The organism is Algoriphagus pacificus (assembly GCF_017254845.1).
GTDB lineage: Bacteria > Bacteroidota > Bacteroidia > Cytophagales > Cyclobacteriaceae > Algoriphagus > Algoriphagus pacificus.
On record NZ_JAFKCU010000008.1, the window covers coordinates 175,099 to 191,616 of the forward strand.

Genomic DNA, 16,518 nt, shown 5'->3' on the forward strand with positions numbered 1-16,518 from the left:
CTAAAAAAGTTCCGGAAACACATTTTATATTTTATTAAGGTGCTAAAATTTATGAAAATCTCTGATTTTATAGCAGATAGCATTGATAGACTTCCTAAGCGGTATGTATTTACCTATGCTGATTTTATGTGTGAGGTGAAAAGAAAAATTAATGAGTTTATTCCTTGATTCACTACCTCACCCTAGCTGCTGATACGCTATGCTCCCGAATCGCATTGTTCTCGTGATTGAAATATCGGGACCAGCTCTCCCCTTGAAGGGAGGGAATTTGATCCGTAATGGAAGAATGATTTTTCTCCTTTTTAAAATCGTCCCAGGAAGTTCCGATTTTGTGACCTCATAATTTTAATTCTTATTAGAATCGTCCTAGGTAGCTACACAATCTGGATCTGTTTATATCATTTGCAGCAGTGTCGGTCGCCTTCTCCTAAAGTGCCTGTCCCGATGAGAGGCGCGATATCGGGAAGAAGGCAGGGGATGAGGTCCAAAAATACCCAGTACATGGTAAGTTTTCATATCATTTTTTCTCTTTCTTACAAAAGCCTTTTAGTTATTGAAATCGAAGATCCCGAGAGCTTTGCCAAGAATTGAAAATTCTATGGCATGCAATTCGGGAACGACCAACCAATTCACTTCTTTTCCTTGATTTCTCAATTGTAGCAGGATCAAGTTCCTCCTGTTTCAGGAGGAGGCTAGGAGGAGATAGAATAGCCAACTTTTAATACCCATCCGGGCTTAAATCCGGAAACCATCCAACGCTTTTGATCCTGATATCTTGATGATAGCACAAAACGATCACCTTCTCCTAAATAACCTTTCCCGATAGAGCAGCGTGTCGGGAAGAAGGTGGGGGATGAGGTCATCAAGCCAATTACAAATTGGTAAGGATATAAGGTTTGAATTACAAATTCAACTCAGTCACCATGAACAATATGACTACACCCAGCTGGGGAATGTCTTTGTGGAAATGACTTTTCTTTTTTTGTTGGACAAGATAAATAGTTAAATGGAATATGAAAATGAGTAGATCAATGATCCTATTGAAGATATTTTGGTGAAGTTTCAAACTTCCGTCAGTGGAATAAGGACGATTTGATTACCCCCATTATGGGATAATTAAAGCCTAATTGGATCTTTTCATTTTCCTTAATCTCTAAATCTTAAATATTTTTTACTATTCACCGTCTATAAGATCGATCGCCCTCTCTTTCAGGAGAGAGCCTGTCCCGATAAGGAATGCGATATCGGGAGAAGGGATCAGGTCATCAAGCCAATTACAAATTGATTCGGATAGCTGGGGAAAGTTCTTTTTACAGATAAACCTGAGCCATATTTGATTTCTATGTTTCATCATCTCAATGGACATAGGCCGAATTTTTTTTTTAAGAGCCCAACCAACTCCAGAGTTATTCTGGGTTAATCATTATTTGCCTGCTTTTTATTTCAAGGGTGGATTTAATTCAGTTTTTGAGGAGCAAGAAAAAGAGAGGCAAGAAGCAGCGGAAAAGAAGAGGCTGGAACTGGAAAAACTTAAATTTGATGTCAAGAATACCAAAAGGATTTACAAGACGTATTGGTGGGCGATTGGGTTTGCACTGGTTGGTTTTGTCTATTTGGTGATTCGTCTTGGTACCTGGCTTTTGGAGGCGCAGACTTTTGATTTCAAAGCTTCAAAGATCCATAAATGATTGTGAAAGAGTTGGCAATCTGGTTTGCAAGAAAAAAAATTAAAATGAATTATAAATGTCCAGTTTTTTGTTGCAAATCCACTATTTGAACTTCAAGGTAGTGCGCTTAAAGTAGGTGCGTTAGAAGAAAGTATGCAAGATTTCATGAAAAGAAGTCAAATCAAGTATTTATTGCAAAAGTTGGTTGAGGATCAAGTTGTTGTTGATGGAGTTTTACGAGGTACGAAATATTCTCTTTCCGAAAGGTTTAAAGATCTACGTGGAGACAAACTTGTTACAGAGGTCTTAGCTTACTTAAGAAGCAAGTATGATTCTCTATAACCAGGTAAGAACTCTCTGTATCTAATCAGATATTTATGAATTGCTTGGAGAAGTTGTGAATGAATTGAGAATTTAGATTCCTTAATCGAGTAAGAAAAATGCTTTACATCGTTTAATTTAGAGCTTTAAAGTAGAATTACGATCTTCACTTGACAATTGATCATACTTTTAATGAAGTATGGTTTGAGAATAGGTAATTCTCCATATTGAAAAAGAAGTTTTCCATAATTCGCTTTTAACATTTTAAAATGTTAACAACAAAATGGTCGGACAAGATAGAGAAGTACAAAAGAATTCTCCATAACAGAATGAAATTTCTCTATAACCACTAGTGAGATCTCATTAAGGAATAGGAGAGGATGTTTTAGAACGTTTAACTAAGTTATTGGATATTTTGGCTTTAATGGTTATAGTTAGACTTTCTTATAATTTCAGGGACGGTAGTGGCAAGTGATCTTAATATTAGTGGTGCTGAAAGTCCTACATGAAAGTAGACAATTTTATTAAGCTTTTGAGTGTCATCGAAATAAACATAGCCTAAAATTCCACTTAGAATAAGATTAAATAGTATAACTAAATAATAAGCAACTGACTTGAAATCTGGCCGTCTATCAGCGGGGGCTGAAAGTCCATCAATAATATTTAAAAGTTGGAGTGTTGCGCCACCAAGCAAGCACAACCAAACTGATTGTGGAATTACCATAGATTAATCAATTCTATTTTTAAAAGCACCTATAACTTTATCAACAAGTGGAGCTTTATCTCGAAAAATATCTCGCGAGGTATACAAGGGTTCACCTTGTTTTACCCTATAAGAAGAACGAACAAAGTCGCCTGAGTCAGTTATGATTTCAGCAACGGTAGCAGAGTCTATTTGAGTAAAGTTTGCGATTTCCTCAAGTGTCTTCCAATAATCTCCCTCAAGAGATGCAAAGAACTGCAATATTGTGTTCTTTTGAATTTCGAGTCTTTTATTCATATAACCTTACTTTTTACAAATTTTCCTTGAATGTACTGACAATAGTTCGTTCCCAATCTTGAAATTTTTGAGGATCTTTCCAAAATTGTTTCCATGAATCGTTTAATATACGGTTGACTTTGCCAGTAGTTGTTGGGGTAGTGATTTCACAGTCTATTTCTTTAATTCCAACTAAGCAAAATTCTGCTGCACTTTTTAATATTGCTTCGGGATATGCAATAAAATAATCTGCTGTTCTGATTTGTCCTATTATTTGCACAAACTCATTCCACTTTTTCCGTATCTCTCTAGCATCATCTTCAAAACCTATTTGTTCCAATGCAATTAAGCAACAACGCATCCTTGCATCACCAGCGGGGTGAGTGCTAATTTCATGAGTAGGGGTTTTACAAACTTCCCATGACATTTTGGAGCACATGTGAAGGTTTGACCAAAGGTATGCTGGTCCAAGTGTGTAGGTAGCGAACAAGTCGCAAAATATCTCTATCGACCATTTTTGTAGCCAGGAATCTTTATAAATATAAATTGGATCACTTATATCCTTACTTATTTTATTCATCTCCCTTCTACTAATTTCTTTCTCATAATGTTGTTTTACACCCAAATTGAAGTATCCCAAGTTATTCTGAAACTTAGTCACTTTTGGGTTATCTAATTCGATTAGTGGGTGACCAAGTTCATGGTATAGATCAGGAATATGCAATAAAAATTCTGATTCAAGCAATGGAATGCATATAAGACCATATTCAGGATAAATATGATAATATTTTTGGGATAAACATGATGCGACTGGAGAAGGAAGTGGAAAATTAATCTCACTACAGATTTCTTTTACAAGCTTATTAACATAATCGTCATCTACTGACTTTCTGCTCATAGCTGCTATTACAATATTTTCAATTTTGGAGAGCATCCCCGCAAGCATCTTGAAACGTGAAAACTTTGTTTTAAGGTTTTTGGGATCACTATAAGTTGTATCTCCATAAAGCCTGTCAAGAGCATCGATAATCTCGCCTATTTCATTGTTGGCGAAATTAGCCAAGGATGAAAAGTGTGAGCCTAGCGTCCTTGAACCTGGTATTTTGGACATAAGCGACCGTCCTCTACCTATTGCTTCCCTAATCGCTCCATCAATGTAATTAACCATTATTCACCCATGATTTTTAATAATGCATCGCTGTTCTCAGTATCTAAGATGTCGGCTAGAAACTCAATTTTTGGTAAATACTGCTCAATATTGTTTTCCTTTACTTCTTCAATAACAGAATCCAGATAATTTTCAAAATCTTTGGAAGCAAAACGAAGTTCTCGTTCTACTATATTCGATAATAATTGAAATTGAGGTTGAATGTTATTTTCATCTTTTATTTGTGATATAAAATCAATCAGATGTTCTTTTTGTCCCTTTTCAATCTCTTGATTAATCTTCGCTTTTACTACATAATTATTTAGCAAGTCAAGATACTTTCCAGTTATTCGAAATGTGTTTGTGTTTAAGCCAATGCTGCTCATATTTATTTTTTTTAAAAATGAACTGATTTAAGAATATCTAACGATTCCAAGTCGAAATCGCTACCAATTGTGTTGATTCTCCGATCTGTAATTTTAATTGTCACTGGAAGACGTGAACAATCATCTGGTTTTGTATATGCTAAACATGATAGTTGATATAAATCTTCTAAAAGCTTTTCAAAGTCCATTGCACCAGAATTGTATTTAACATATAATGGAATTGAAGTTCCTTGGTGACGGAATTCTCGCCCAGTTGTACACAAAAATGCTTCATATTTATTGATCATAACATAAGAACCTATTTCTGGATTTAATACTTTCCCATTATCTTTCCGTTGTGTTTTGATATCAAATTTTTCAATGACATCGAATAGACGAAATGGCACAATAGAATGTTTAGGGATTTCTAAAATGCTAACAGAACAAGTATTAGGCAATACTCCCTTATCCTTTAATGTATTTATTGCTTGTATAATGCCATCTTTCTCACGTTGAAAAAGCCTGCCATCACGATGTATTACTATACGTTCAATTGAATAGTCTAAATGTTTTTTTAATAATGTGAGATTGGGTACAAGCATCCTAATCATTTGACTGGTAGTCAGTCGTTCCCTATTACTTGACTTGTCAAATCGAGTAAGTATATTTTTTGAAAACTTGTCAACAAACGTAAAGCCTGCAATCTGCTTTTTAACGTCAATTCCTATGGTTAAATCTGCGTTTAAAGGTGAATGAAGAACATATGGCCAACGTTCATTATTTAATAACACTTGATTCACCGCTACACCAAACACATACCCTTTATATTTTCCGGCTAATTCACGCTTCACTTCATAAGTATTCTTTCCGTTATACTTCTTGTACAAAAAACATTCTTCCAAAGTCTCACTGTGCATAATGCTTGCTGTGAGATCGTGTTCGCTGAGGCATTCAGATACTACTAAAGCTGCCAATTGATCGTGTTGACGTTTAATCCGCTCCATATTGGATGGAAGCATAACTAAAGCATAGCCGCCTTTCCTTTCCTTAACGACCTCTTTGATTTGCCTTAGTATTTCAAAACCTATGTCAACTGAGTCTTTCCTGTTTCTGTTATCGTAGAGAATAATATCTGGATTCCACCCAATTTCACTAGGATGCATTGAATTAACCTGACTTATTAAGTCGGACAAGAAATAATCCTTATTTCCATACATGTTGAATATGGTTTCAGGAACAACGAAATATTGTTTTTGAAATGTGGCTACTGTGTAAAATCCTTTATCCCTTAAGAGTTCTTTTCTTGCTCTACCAATTCCCTTCATTGAGACAACATGTGCATCCTTCATATTGCGATTAGTAGTCAACACGGTATCACCACCCAAAAGCTGGTCAGGAAACTTAAATTTTTTCTTAACTACGGTAACAGGCTCAGGGCTAATTTTTAATCTTATCGAGCCAAACCGGATATTTTTAAAGAACCTATGAAATGCCGAGCGTATGAGCATTCTACGATAGAAAGGATCAAGAATCGACTGCCTATGCAGTTTACCAACTTTGGGATTTTCAGTATCGAACACTTGATAACAAAGCCCGGCAATAACTCGTCTTTCTTGGTTATCATTAGTTTTGTAAATTAACACTGAAGCATTGTCAGGCAATTTTGCGACTTCCGGAGGCATTGATCGCCCAAACTTTGAACGAATGTCTTCCAACAGTGTAACCATAGTACCGTCTTCTTGTCTGAGAAATTTGAATTGAGTTGCATTAAGATCACTGAACTGTTCTGCCCTGAACTCATATTTCTGACTTCCATATTGATGTATGAAATGTGGTCTCGATCCCCCTAAACGTTCAAAATCACGCCTTGTTAGGTGAACATTTAAAGGTGTTTCGGATAGATATTTTTTGGTTACATCAATTGAAAAACCAAACCCACCTTCCGGAAGCTCAACTGTTCTAACAAAAAATCCATTGTATATGGCAACACCATTAATAATCCGTTGTGGCTCCTGACTGAAGAAAGCATCTCCAGAAGTCGGTTGCCAAAGAGTTGATAGGTTATTTAGTTCTGTTTGAATATCAAATTGCAAAAACCTTAGAACTATTTCCCGAACTGATTCGTAATTCGCAAAATCAATGGGAAACGATTCATTGATTTGCGTAAAATAGACAATGTCGTCCCTTTTTACCAAAAACTCGGATGGTACATTAGCTATTACCTCTGATTCATCCCTTACAACTAAAAAGGGTTTATTGTCTCTGTGTATAACCGTTACAGGATGTTTTAATTCATAGGACAGTCTTTTTATGATATATTGAATGTTGTTATCATAATCGTCTTCTGATTCATGTAACCCAGTAATCTCAAATAAAACATAATTTGCCGATAGTTCATTTAAGTTTTCTATGCGGAAAATATCTGTTTCATATTCTCTAATGTTTGATTCATATCTTTTCATAATCTTTCGACTTACAGATTTTTTTGAATGAGCAATTATGACAGTTTTCTATATAGTAGGTTGTTTCAAAGTTTTCAGGATTAGCATCACCATATTTTTTGTGACAGCCTTTCATATACATCTGAATGACACCTTTTGACATCTTATCATTGAGTCCTTCTAACTTTTCTTTTGTCACCTCATAGTCTCGCCGGATGCGATCTGGGTGTAAGAGCTGGTACTCTGTTAATTTATAATCGTATATCTGATAACGTCCTAGGTTAGCTGGAAAATCAATATGTGGTTTCGTTTTTGATACCTTGTATAGAGCAATCGCATAAGAAAGTAGTTGTTCATCGTATGTATGTATACCAAAAGTGTGAACTTTCCAGTCGATTATATGTGGGGGGGCATTATCAAAAAAAACGATAAGATCGGGTTTAGAGGATACAGGCATTCCACTAAACAAATAATGTAATGAGCGTTGACTAGCGAGGAACTTGGCAGATTGGAGATATGCTATGAATTCTCTATCTGCTAACAGATTGTTTAATGCAAAATGAATATCATTGCGGGCATTGTTCAAAGCTAGTTCACTACACTCAATGCCAAACTCATAATTAACTAAGGCAGCAAAATCCTTATCCTGTGAATATCTCCTGTCTGGCTCACGGTATTTTTGAAACGCAGCATATTCTAGTTGGCTATCAAATAACTGATCTGCTTCCTTCAGTAAATAAGCTTTGTCAATCGGAAATTTTTTATTTATCGCGTTTACTAATAAGCGGCTAACGACATCATCGACAATTTTTCCGCGCCAGGCCTCTATAGTATCAAGCTTAGACAGGATTGTTACCTCCTTTCGAAAAGCATCGTTTTTAACACGTCCGTCCGCAACGATATTCTTAAAATACCATTGCAACTCGCACTTTTGAAAAAGCTTATATCCTGTAGGCGTAAACATTTTTATTATTTTTTTCGAGACCTTATAAACTTCAAATAATTTAATAATTCCACTTCTTCATCTTCTGTTATTTCACCAATGCGATACGCTGCAGCACCGGATTTGGCCAATCTCTCCTCTTTTTGTGGCACCGGATAGCCCACCTTTTCCATAAGAACTTCATAACTGACGCCATAAAAGGAAGCCAATTTATGAAGTGTTAAGGGGGAAGGTTGTTTGATTTTTCCTGATTCCAACTGACTGAGATAGGCGTTAGACACATAGGTTGCTTTCTCCACCTCCCTTAAGGTTAACTGCTTTGATTCTCTTAAAGCTTTAAAGTATTCGCCGTAATTCTCCATTTCACGAAATAATTTTTTCTGTTTGCTAAGTTTCGCAAGCAAAAATATGAAACACTGATAAATTTCGCAAGCATTTTAAAAAAAAATGTTTTTTATGAAAACAATCAATTATGAAAAGTTTTAAGATAAATGTTAAGTGCTTGTAACTGTCCCATCGATAGCTTTCCGGCTGACACTGGTCGTAGCCGCGCAATTGAAGGGGACTTAATTTGTCTTACAAGTGGTAGAATTTCGTTTAAAATGTCTTGTGGGACTATGTCAACCAAGTTCACCTCCCCAGTCGGTATATAAGAGGCAAGATGGGCTTCAATTGCAGGAATACCTAACGATCTTCTTGATGCAATCTCAGCAATAGAGTCGCCTGATAAAAACAATTTCAAACTTTGTGCTTCTGTTGAAATGGAAGTAGACCTAAGTTGAGTAGTAGGTATAACCTTATTTAGGGCAGTCTTTTTAGGAGCAGTAATTTCATGGGGTAAATAGTTAACCCCTTCTGCAACACCTTTTGCAACTTTACATGCCAGGGCAATGCCTGAAATCTTTTCCTGAAACAGCTTCACATAATTTTTCATGCGATTAATATCAGCTCTAAACTTAAAATCATCCTTTTCTTTCTTTATAAAATCTTTCAACAGGCCTATACACTTTAAATTAATTTCACTGGAAAAATACGTTTCTGCCTGTACAAGCCTATCAGAAAGTAGTTTCCAATTTTCATCATAAATATACTGATTGGCCTTATCTAAAAAAGTAGATGCGTATCCCTGCAACTTTTCTGAAACATCATGCACGTTTTTTATTATTGTGTCAGAAGCATTAATAGGAATAGTTGCATAGTTTAATTGATCCCACTGGAAGCTTTTAAACAAAAAGTCTTTCATATAGGCCTTCTTATCTTCCCTGAGTTTCATTTTAATTTTATGAATATCCGAGCCACCCAAAAACATCGTTTCAGTTATAGGAGGCGCAATAATTACTGAGGATGAAATTGTAGATTTTAGAAAGACGCCCTTTAGCATTCTGATTCTGCTTAGCGCAACATATACTTGCCCGGGTGCAAATGCCTCAGCTATATCAATAACCGCTTTTTCAAATGTCAGTCCTTGACTCTTGTGAACTGTTATAGCCCATGCCAGTTTTAAAGGGAATTGTTTGAAGGTGCCGATTACTACCTCTTTTAGAGAATCGTTTTCTGCGTCAGTTGCATAGCTAACATTAGACCATATTTCACGGTTAAAAGTAATGATGGTTCCATCATCAAATTTCACCTCTATTGCCTGATTATCAATAACGGAAACCAAGCCTACTTTACCATTAAAAAATTGACTATTCCCTGTATTGTCGTTTTTAATAACCATGACACGACAACCAATTTTTAGCTGAAGAATATTATCTACAGGAGCATTATCAGCAAAAAAATCTCCTGTAATTTCAGCAGGAAAAGTATATACAAGTCCAGGTAAACTTTTAAGTCGCTGGTCATTTACCTCTGAAACATAACGGTTATGGGTTGTAAGGATAACAGCTTCTTTTTGAAACCAATCTGGACTGTATAAGCTGTTAAGCATTTCCAATTCGTTATCCAATAGACGCCCCCTTCTGATAGCGTTAAGTAAATTAATGAAAACAGGATCGGATTGGCGATAAATTTCAGTTAGTTCTAGCATGAGCATATTAAGCCCAGGAAAAGTTTTTGCATTTATGAAATACAAGTTTTGGTATAGTCCTTGGAGTGTTTCTGCATCCTTTCGAGTTTCTATTGGAGGTAACTGAAACAAATCTCCAATCAATACAATCTGGAGCCCACCCAATGGACGAAGATCTTGCCGTACCTCCTTAAGCAAATAATCCATCGCATCAAGAACATCAGCCCGTAACATTGATGCCTCATCAATTACCAGCAATTCTAATTCCCGCAAAAGGGATTTGGACTGTCCAGAAAGATGAATATTTTTAACTGTCCCATTGTCCAAAGGACGGGCTGGTAACCCGAACAGAGAATGAATTGTAATTCCACCTGCGTTTACAGCAGCGACTCCTGTTGGCGCTGCTATGGCCAGTTTTTTATGTGTTTGGCTTCTTAAGATTTTAAGAAAAGTTGTTTTGCCTGTACCGGCACCTCCTGTCAAAAATACGTTCTGGTAGGTGTGATTGATAAAATCCAGTGCAATGCTGGCAATACTATGCTGATTATCTTGATTCATTAATGCAAATATAAATTTTTGCCATGTTTTTTTGCTTTTTGGAGAAACCCCGACTAGCAGTGATACAAAATGTAATTCCAGCCTACGGAAAGATGCTAGGCATCAATACTCTGAAAATTGCCCTCATTATTAGATTCCTGGTGTAGGAGATCGTAATGAAAGAGTTATTTTGCAATTGGATGGTCTTAAAACAAAAATTATGGATAGGAAATCGCTGGTAATTGGAATAGGAGATTATAATCACTTTTCGTCCTTGGACAATTGTGTCAATGATGCAACCGATATTCATTCATTTCTTGTTGAAAACGGGTTTGACAGTACTCTGATTATAAATGCCAAACAAAAGAACCTTGTAGCAAGTATTGCCAAATTCAAAGACTCCATCGCGGAAAACACAATTTCTGTGATTTTTTTCGCCGGGCACGGTTTGCAGGATGATAAGCATAATTTCTTAGTAGCAGCGGATTCAGAAGTGAAAAGTACAATTGATATAAAATATAATTGCGTTTACGCTGACGATTTATTTATAACTGAATCGAAAGCGAATCTTCATTTGATAATACTAGACGCATGCAGGAATAACCCATTTAAGGATGGAAATAGAGGCATTACAGTGGGACTATCAAAAATGCATGCGCCAGCGGGAACACTGATAGCTTTTTCAACTAGTCCCAATAGCGCGTCACTGGAGCGTGCTGGGGAACGAAACGGGATTTACACGAAACACCTTTTGAATAACATTCAGACTCCAAATTTGCCAGTTGAACTGGTGTTTAAGAATACTAGAAACGATGTCATTCTAGATACAAAGCAACGGCAGGTCCCTTGGGAAGAATCCTCCTTATACGGCGATCATTTTTCTTTTATAAATGCTAAACAGGATGTCATTGAAAGTTTCGTTGCCGAGGTAATTGAATCGGATCGGAAAATAGGCTTAGTGGAACTGATGCCGTTTTTGAATGTATCAAATTTTACTAACCTATCTATTAACCAATTATTGATGATTCTGGCACTAGTCAGAATTAGTTTTGGGATGGAAGAAGAGAAAGAGCATTCAATGACAGTTGACCATGACTACCTAGATAATTTATTATTTACAACTTATTTTCCGCTATTTGATGAAAGATTATTCAAAGAAGATAAGGCTACTGAGCCATTTTCTTTAGACCTCTTCAATCAGATAACTATAAAGAGAGGAAGGAATTTTGGCTATAATTCCTTAGAAGGTCCGGATGAATCTTTCTCGCAATTTATGATGAACATTGTTAAGTGGTACGGTGACGATGCATTGCTCTTGCTATACCTATCCGTTAAAGATGATCAACATGTTTTAAAACCTACTATTATCACTTCAAAGAATGGTAATCTCATAATACACAATTATGCACAAGTAATAGGGGATAAAGTCAAAGAGATTTTTGAACCTTATCTTAAAATGAGAGAACCTTTTGAAAAGAAGACACCAGACCTTTTTAGCGACATGACCATTGAACAAATCGATGATTAGGATTTATAAACTTATTTGGAGAAAGACATTTGGTGACTTCAATTTGACTCTAAAATAGCCTTTACGGTAAATTTAACCTATGAATACCTTGCAATAATGAAGCTTTGGAATGAGTTTCTTGAATTGAATGGGAAAATTATGATTATAGCTTTTTTAGGATTTGTTAAGACTTAGAACGTTTAAAAATTATAGGCACTTAGCGAAAAAGACCGTATTCCAGCCATTATTAGATTAGATCAATAACATTGTTTCTATCACAATTTCTAGCCCCAATTTTTCTCTTTCACAGATAAAATATCGCTGCACTATACTATTTATCAATCGGCATTGCCTATTATTTCTTACGCTTATCTTTGGGTGGCAATGGTGGTATATATTCTGGTGTTATATCAAAACTAACTCCCATTACTTCGCTTGGATGTACTCCTAAGCTATCAGCAATTAAGGCTATCATGCTAATTGATGTATTAATTTCAGCTCTTTCGACTCTTCCAATTTGGCTGAGAGACAATCCACTTCGTTCAATTAAATCTTCTTGGCTGATATTTTTTCTCTTTCTGATTTCAACTACTTTTTTACCTACTCTTTCAATGAAATCCTGATCTCTGTAATGCTTCATGATATGAAGCTGGCTAAATGCCTAATATTTTATTAGCGCATATTTGCGTTATTTAAATGATTTCCTTATAATTGAATAGATTTAATCTAGTGCATTATAACTTTACATCACTTTAGTGATTGTAAGGCATTGCGCTTAAAGTCTCGTCGCTGAAACCTAGGAAATTTCAAGGACGCGGGGCAATAAGTGAAATGCTCACGCTATTGGCGTGGGCTCACTTATTCGTGTTCGTGGTTCTCCTAGGTACCAAGCGATGGATAAGTTGAGTCCCACGTCTCTTTTTTTGGCTTGGTCTCAGCTTGGACATTATTATAACCCAAGTATCATGGAACAGACCTTGATTTTTTTTGGATTACCAAGCTTCCCGGGAAAGAATTTCTGGAAAGGGGAGAGGACTGCGTTTGTGATTTTTGGGTCACAGTGCTCTTTGCCCATTTATTGTAGATTATTACCAAAGGGGCTCGGCATCGCAGCGGTAGATCGCCTGTATCCTTTAAAACCCAAGCAGCCTGTTTGAGGCTTAACGCACTTTTTCTCCCTGATTGCTTTTGTCCCTTGTGGCCAGAACCATCCTACGAATCAGGGTTGACTTTTCGGTGGATTTTCGTCTGTAGACCGTCGACCGTTCGATAAGCCATCCACTGCAGGGATTTCCGCTTATCACATTACCTATTTCTTAATAATGGAATACTTGATTGAAAGAATGATCCTTATTAAGGTTAGGGGAAGTATTGACTTAAAATTTAGAGAAAATACTTTGAAATACTATAGAAATAGGGTCGCCTGTGGCGTCCGAAATATTTAGCTCTAAGGAACGGAGAGCCTATTTCACGACCCTAGGGACTGTATTTCTTCCCCAAGCCCCTTCACATTCAAGTAGCCCTTTAATCACTTAAAGCATGAAAAAAATTCTATTCACATGCTTCCTGGGAAAGCTATGTCCTTATCCCAATAGAAGCAGATCTATCTCACGATCCTTTGTTTCCTATCTCAGCGATAAAGGAGCTGTATTTCGTCAGCCACAAGCTGACATATTTCAGGAGCGAAGCGACTTTATTTCGCAAGCCAAGGGCTTGCCTATCTCCATGTATTTCATTCCTCTCATCCTATTTCTATTCTTCGGTACCATAATAGAAGCTAGTAGTCAAGTTGCTGATTCACCTGGGACGGATTTATGGTCTGTTCCCCTTCGGAGCGGGTTGTTCCGCTCCACTTCTCCATTGGGATTTAGTTTAGTTGATGATGCTATTTCTCTTAAGCAGGGGGGCTTTGGCTCTCCTGCTGGGGAAGGCAATTTTGGTGTGGCGCTCTTTTATGGGGAGCTGACCAATCCTGATTCACTTAGTCCTTTGGCGTTTAGCTGGACTCCTTATTTCTTTTCCCGGGACGCTCCATTTATGAAGGAGGAGGCATTGGTTGAATTGGAGAAGGGGGAGTTTTACGATGGTGTTTCCAGCCCTAGGGTTCGGAAGTTTAGTTTTGAACTTAGTTTGGCTGACAGGGCAGGCTATTTCACTTTGACTTTGGGGGATAGGCCTCTTTTGGAGGATTTTCTGGTGTATCCGGACGATAGCGTCAAGGTCGAGTTGGATGTGTTCCATTCGTCTATTGTTTTTGGTGGTCCTGATGCTGTATTCTATGAGGTACAATATGCCCTAAAACGCCTGGTTGCGAGAATGGACTTTGATGCCCCCATGGTCATGTTCAGCAGTAGATCCAGGCCTCGGTTCCAGAAGGCCGAAAATCAGGCTTTGATTGAGAAATACGATGCTGCTTTTGGAAGCCATTTTAAGTTGGTGGAGGTAGGAAAGGAGGCCGTGGACTACTTTTTCTCTGAGTTGGATCGGGGTAAGGAGTTGCTTGCTCCCCAATTGGAACTGTTGGATTTCTATTCTGATGAGTTGGGTAAGGATCGCTATGACCTGCTCCTGACTGAGGTGGTCAGTGGCTTTTATGGAAATAGGCTGTCCTCCTTTCGCAAATTCCATTACCCGGAGGTTCTCAGCCGTTTTTCTGTTGAGGAGCGGGAAAAGTATCTGGACAGGATTTTAGTCCTGTTTTCTGAATTGGAGGAGTGGGAGAGGAAATTGGATGCTTCGGTTCATGCCCAGTCCCAGTTGGTTTCTGCCCCTTACCTGAATCTGGCGATGGAGAAATCCATGCTGAAGGCAATTTTTGGAAAGAGAAGTTTCCTGAGCCAGGTGTCAGAGGATTATTCCGGGGAAATGGAAGACAGGTTGCTCAGTGGTTACCTCTCCCAATACATGGGGGCAATACCGGATGCTGCAACTACCTTGGATTCTTATCTGGCAGCGACGGAGACCAGTCCCTGGAAGGATAGGCTGGTAAACTTGGGTCATGCTTTTATTCCCGGAGAGACCATTATTCCGGTCAGATTGGAGGATATGGAGGGGCAGGTTTATACCGAGGATTTCTTTAAGGGCCAGCCTACCTTGCTTTATTTCTATTTTTCCTCCTGTGCACATAGTGCGGATTTCTTTCGGGACATACTTTTTCCGCTGTATCAGGATACCCAGAATCTGGGCTATCGCATGGTTGCTATTTCCATGGATGATGACCGGGAGTTCTGGAAGTCCAGGATTAGTAAGTACTCCGACCTGTCCCTGACAAACCTGATTACCACTTCAGAAAGCAAGAAGCGCTGGGGGGATTATTATGAAATCCATGCCTTCCCCAAGACCATGCTGCTCGATGGACAGGGGAGGGTGGTTTCATTCAACCTGAGGACGGGATTCACCACTTACGAAGCTTTCAAAAACAAATTTATTGACCTCTACCGGGAGCAGGTGGTAGGGAACTAACCAAAAACCCAACAGGAATTATGAAAAGAATTTTATTGATGTTATGGATTGGGCTGGGTCTGGGGATCCAGGCTCATGCCCAAAAGTCATTGCGGGGAACGATCACCGCTGCTGCGGATGGGATGGCACTTCCCGGTGTGACCGTTATGATTAAAGGCAGTACACAGGGTACGGTCTCAGATGAGGAGGGGAAGTATATGCTGGAATTGCCTTTAAAGGAACTGGTGCTGGTTTTTAGTTTTATCGGCTACCAATCCCAGGAAATCGAACTGGGTCCTGATCAGACGCTTTTGGATGTGAAAATGCTTGAGACGGATCTTGATCTGGAAGGTGTCACGGTATTCTCGACCGGTTTTCAGGAGCTTCCGCTGGAAAGGACCACAGGGTCTTTTGTGGCCATTGATCAGGAACTGGTGGATAGAAGGGTATCGACCAACCTGATTGACCGATTGGAGGATGTCACCCCGGGATTGATCTTTAATCGGGATATCCGAGGGGCTGCTTTGGGAGAAAGTGTTTCTATCAGGGGTACGGCTACTTTGATTTCCAACAGTGAGCCCTTGATCGTGGTGGATAACCTGGCCTATGATGGTCCTTTATCCAGTATCAACCCCAATGATGTGGCAAGTATGACTGTTCTGAAAGATGCCGCAGCAGCTTCTATCTGGGGAGCCCGTGCCGGGAACGGGGTGATTGTGATCACGACAAAAAAGGGTAGTTTTGACAGACCTGTTCAGGTACAGTTGACCAGTAACCTGACCAGGGTGCAGAAGCCCGACCTTTTTTATTATCCACTCATGTCCATCAATTCCTTGGTGGACAAGCAAATGGAACTGTATGATGCAGGCTTTTATAATTCCCAGCTCAGGGATAGAAGAAATGCGGCAGTCAACCCCTTGGCAGAAGCGCTCTATGCACATGAGCAGGGACAGTTGTCACAGAGTGAACTGGATGCAGCCATCCAGACTATTCGGAATGCTGATGTCAGAAGGGATCAGGAGCGGTATTTTAAACGGGCGTCAAGCCAGCAGCAATATGCCCTGAATGTTTCCGGTGGTTCCCAAAAGCATTCCTATCTGTTCAGTGCCGGATGGGACAGGAATTTTGGGGAAGATGTGGAATCAGACAATTCCCGACTGAC

At 38.4% G+C, this 16,518-nt stretch carries 13 protein-coding genes; 4 read left to right on the forward strand and 9 right to left on the reverse strand.

What is annotated here, in order from left to right; genetic code table 11:
- Window positions 1-1,427: 1,427 nt before the first annotated feature.
- Entirely contained in the window at window positions 1,428-1,688 is a 261-nt protein-coding gene (locus tag J0A69_RS21645; RefSeq protein WP_206588722.1) for a hypothetical protein, read from the forward strand.
- Between the two features lie 721 nt (window positions 1,689-2,409).
- On the opposite strand, the gene J0A69_RS21650 is transcribed toward J0A69_RS21645, so the two are convergent.
- From J0A69_RS21650 to J0A69_RS21685, 8 genes are all read right to left on the reverse strand, one after another.
- Window positions 2,410-2,712: a hypothetical protein gene (locus tag J0A69_RS21650; protein WP_206588723.1), complete on the reverse strand. Its 303-nt coding sequence runs from the start codon at window positions 2,710-2,712 to the stop codon at window positions 2,410-2,412.
- Window positions 2,713-2,715: 3 nt separating this feature from the next.
- Window positions 2,716-2,988, reverse strand: a complete 273-nt coding sequence (locus J0A69_RS21655; RefSeq protein WP_206588724.1) for a hypothetical protein — start codon at window positions 2,986-2,988, stop codon at window positions 2,716-2,718.
- Between the two features lie 13 nt (window positions 2,989-3,001).
- Window positions 3,002-4,135 carry a hypothetical protein gene (locus tag J0A69_RS21660; RefSeq protein WP_206588725.1) on the reverse strand — a complete coding sequence of 378 codons (1,134 nt, stop codon included), beginning with the start codon at window positions 4,133-4,135 and terminating at the stop codon, window positions 3,002-3,004.
- Complete coding sequence (locus tag J0A69_RS21665; RefSeq protein ID WP_206588726.1) at window positions 4,135-4,500, reverse strand: hypothetical protein; 366 nt, start codon at window positions 4,498-4,500, stop codon at window positions 4,135-4,137. The genes J0A69_RS21660 and J0A69_RS21665 overlap by 1 nt, the downstream gene beginning before the upstream one ends.
- A gap of 11 nt (window positions 4,501-4,511) precedes the next feature.
- Window positions 4,512-6,941, reverse strand: coding sequence for an argonaute/piwi family protein (locus J0A69_RS21670; RefSeq protein WP_206588727.1), 2,430 nt, complete (start codon window positions 6,939-6,941; stop codon window positions 4,512-4,514).
- Window positions 6,928-7,884, reverse strand: coding sequence for a PD-(D/E)XK nuclease family protein (locus J0A69_RS21675; protein ID WP_206588728.1), 957 nt, complete (start codon window positions 7,882-7,884; stop codon window positions 6,928-6,930). The genes J0A69_RS21670 and J0A69_RS21675 overlap by 14 nt, the downstream gene beginning before the upstream one ends.
- A gap of 5 nt (window positions 7,885-7,889) precedes the next feature.
- A complete protein-coding gene (locus J0A69_RS21680; RefSeq protein ID WP_206588729.1) occupies window positions 7,890-8,225 on the reverse strand; it encodes a helix-turn-helix domain-containing protein in 336 nt (111 codons plus the stop codon).
- A gap of 104 nt (window positions 8,226-8,329) precedes the next feature.
- Window positions 8,330-10,429: an AAA family ATPase gene (locus tag J0A69_RS21685; RefSeq protein ID WP_206588730.1), complete on the reverse strand. Its 2,100-nt coding sequence runs from the start codon at window positions 10,427-10,429 to the stop codon at window positions 8,330-8,332.
- Between the two features lie 199 nt (window positions 10,430-10,628).
- Here J0A69_RS21685 and J0A69_RS21690 point away from each other — a divergent pair, with 199 nt between their 5' ends.
- Entirely contained in the window at window positions 10,629-11,936 is a 1,308-nt protein-coding gene (locus J0A69_RS21690) for a caspase family protein (RefSeq protein WP_206588731.1), read from the forward strand.
- A gap of 334 nt (window positions 11,937-12,270) precedes the next feature.
- On the opposite strand, the gene J0A69_RS21695 is transcribed toward J0A69_RS21690, so the two are convergent.
- Window positions 12,271-12,555, reverse strand: coding sequence for a helix-turn-helix domain-containing protein (locus J0A69_RS21695; RefSeq protein ID WP_206588732.1), 285 nt, complete (start codon window positions 12,553-12,555; stop codon window positions 12,271-12,273).
- Window positions 12,556-13,454: 899 nt separating this feature from the next.
- Here J0A69_RS21695 and J0A69_RS21700 point away from each other — a divergent pair.
- Together J0A69_RS21700 and J0A69_RS21705 are read left to right on the forward strand one after the other, a co-directional pair.
- A complete protein-coding gene (locus tag J0A69_RS21700; RefSeq protein WP_206588733.1) occupies window positions 13,455-15,377 on the forward strand; it encodes a TlpA family protein disulfide reductase in 1,923 nt (640 codons plus the stop codon).
- 20 nt (window positions 15,378-15,397) lie between these two features.
- Window positions 15,398-16,518: carboxypeptidase-like regulatory domain-containing protein (locus J0A69_RS21705; protein WP_206588734.1), on the forward strand; the 1,121-nt coding region annotated here is incomplete at its 3' end.

Excerpts from the sequence above, each read along its gene's own strand:
- J0A69_RS21700 (WP_206588733.1), top strand. The coding sequence starts at position 13,455 with ATGAAAAAAATTCTATTCACATGCTTCCTGGGAAAGCTATGTCCTTAT.
- J0A69_RS21690 (WP_206588731.1), top strand. The coding sequence starts at position 10,629 with ATGGATAGGAAATCGCTGGTAATTGGAATAGGAGATTATAATCACTTT.
- J0A69_RS21665 (WP_206588726.1), bottom strand. The coding sequence starts at position 4,500 with ATGAGCAGCATTGGCTTAAACACAAACACATTTCGAATAACTGGAAAG.
- J0A69_RS21680 (WP_206588729.1), bottom strand. The coding sequence starts at position 8,225 with ATGGAGAATTACGGCGAATACTTTAAAGCTTTAAGAGAATCAAAGCAG.
- J0A69_RS21695 (WP_206588732.1), bottom strand. The coding sequence starts at position 12,555 with ATGAAGCATTACAGAGATCAGGATTTCATTGAAAGAGTAGGTAAAAAA.
- J0A69_RS21675 (WP_206588728.1), bottom strand. The coding sequence starts at position 7,884 with ATGTTTACGCCTACAGGATATAAGCTTTTTCAAAAGTGCGAGTTGCAA.
- J0A69_RS21670 (WP_206588727.1), bottom strand. The coding sequence starts at position 6,941 with ATGAAAAGATATGAATCAAACATTAGAGAATATGAAACAGATATTTTC.
- J0A69_RS21660 (WP_206588725.1), bottom strand. The coding sequence starts at position 4,135 with ATGGTTAATTACATTGATGGAGCGATTAGGGAAGCAATAGGTAGAGGA.
- J0A69_RS21655 (WP_206588724.1), bottom strand. The coding sequence starts at position 2,988 with ATGAATAAAAGACTCGAAATTCAAAAGAACACAATATTGCAGTTCTTT.
- J0A69_RS21685 (WP_206588730.1), bottom strand. The coding sequence starts at position 10,429 with ATGAATCAAGATAATCAGCATAGTATTGCCAGCATTGCACTGGATTTT.
- J0A69_RS21650 (WP_206588723.1), bottom strand. The coding sequence starts at position 2,712 with ATGGTAATTCCACAATCAGTTTGGTTGTGCTTGCTTGGTGGCGCAACA.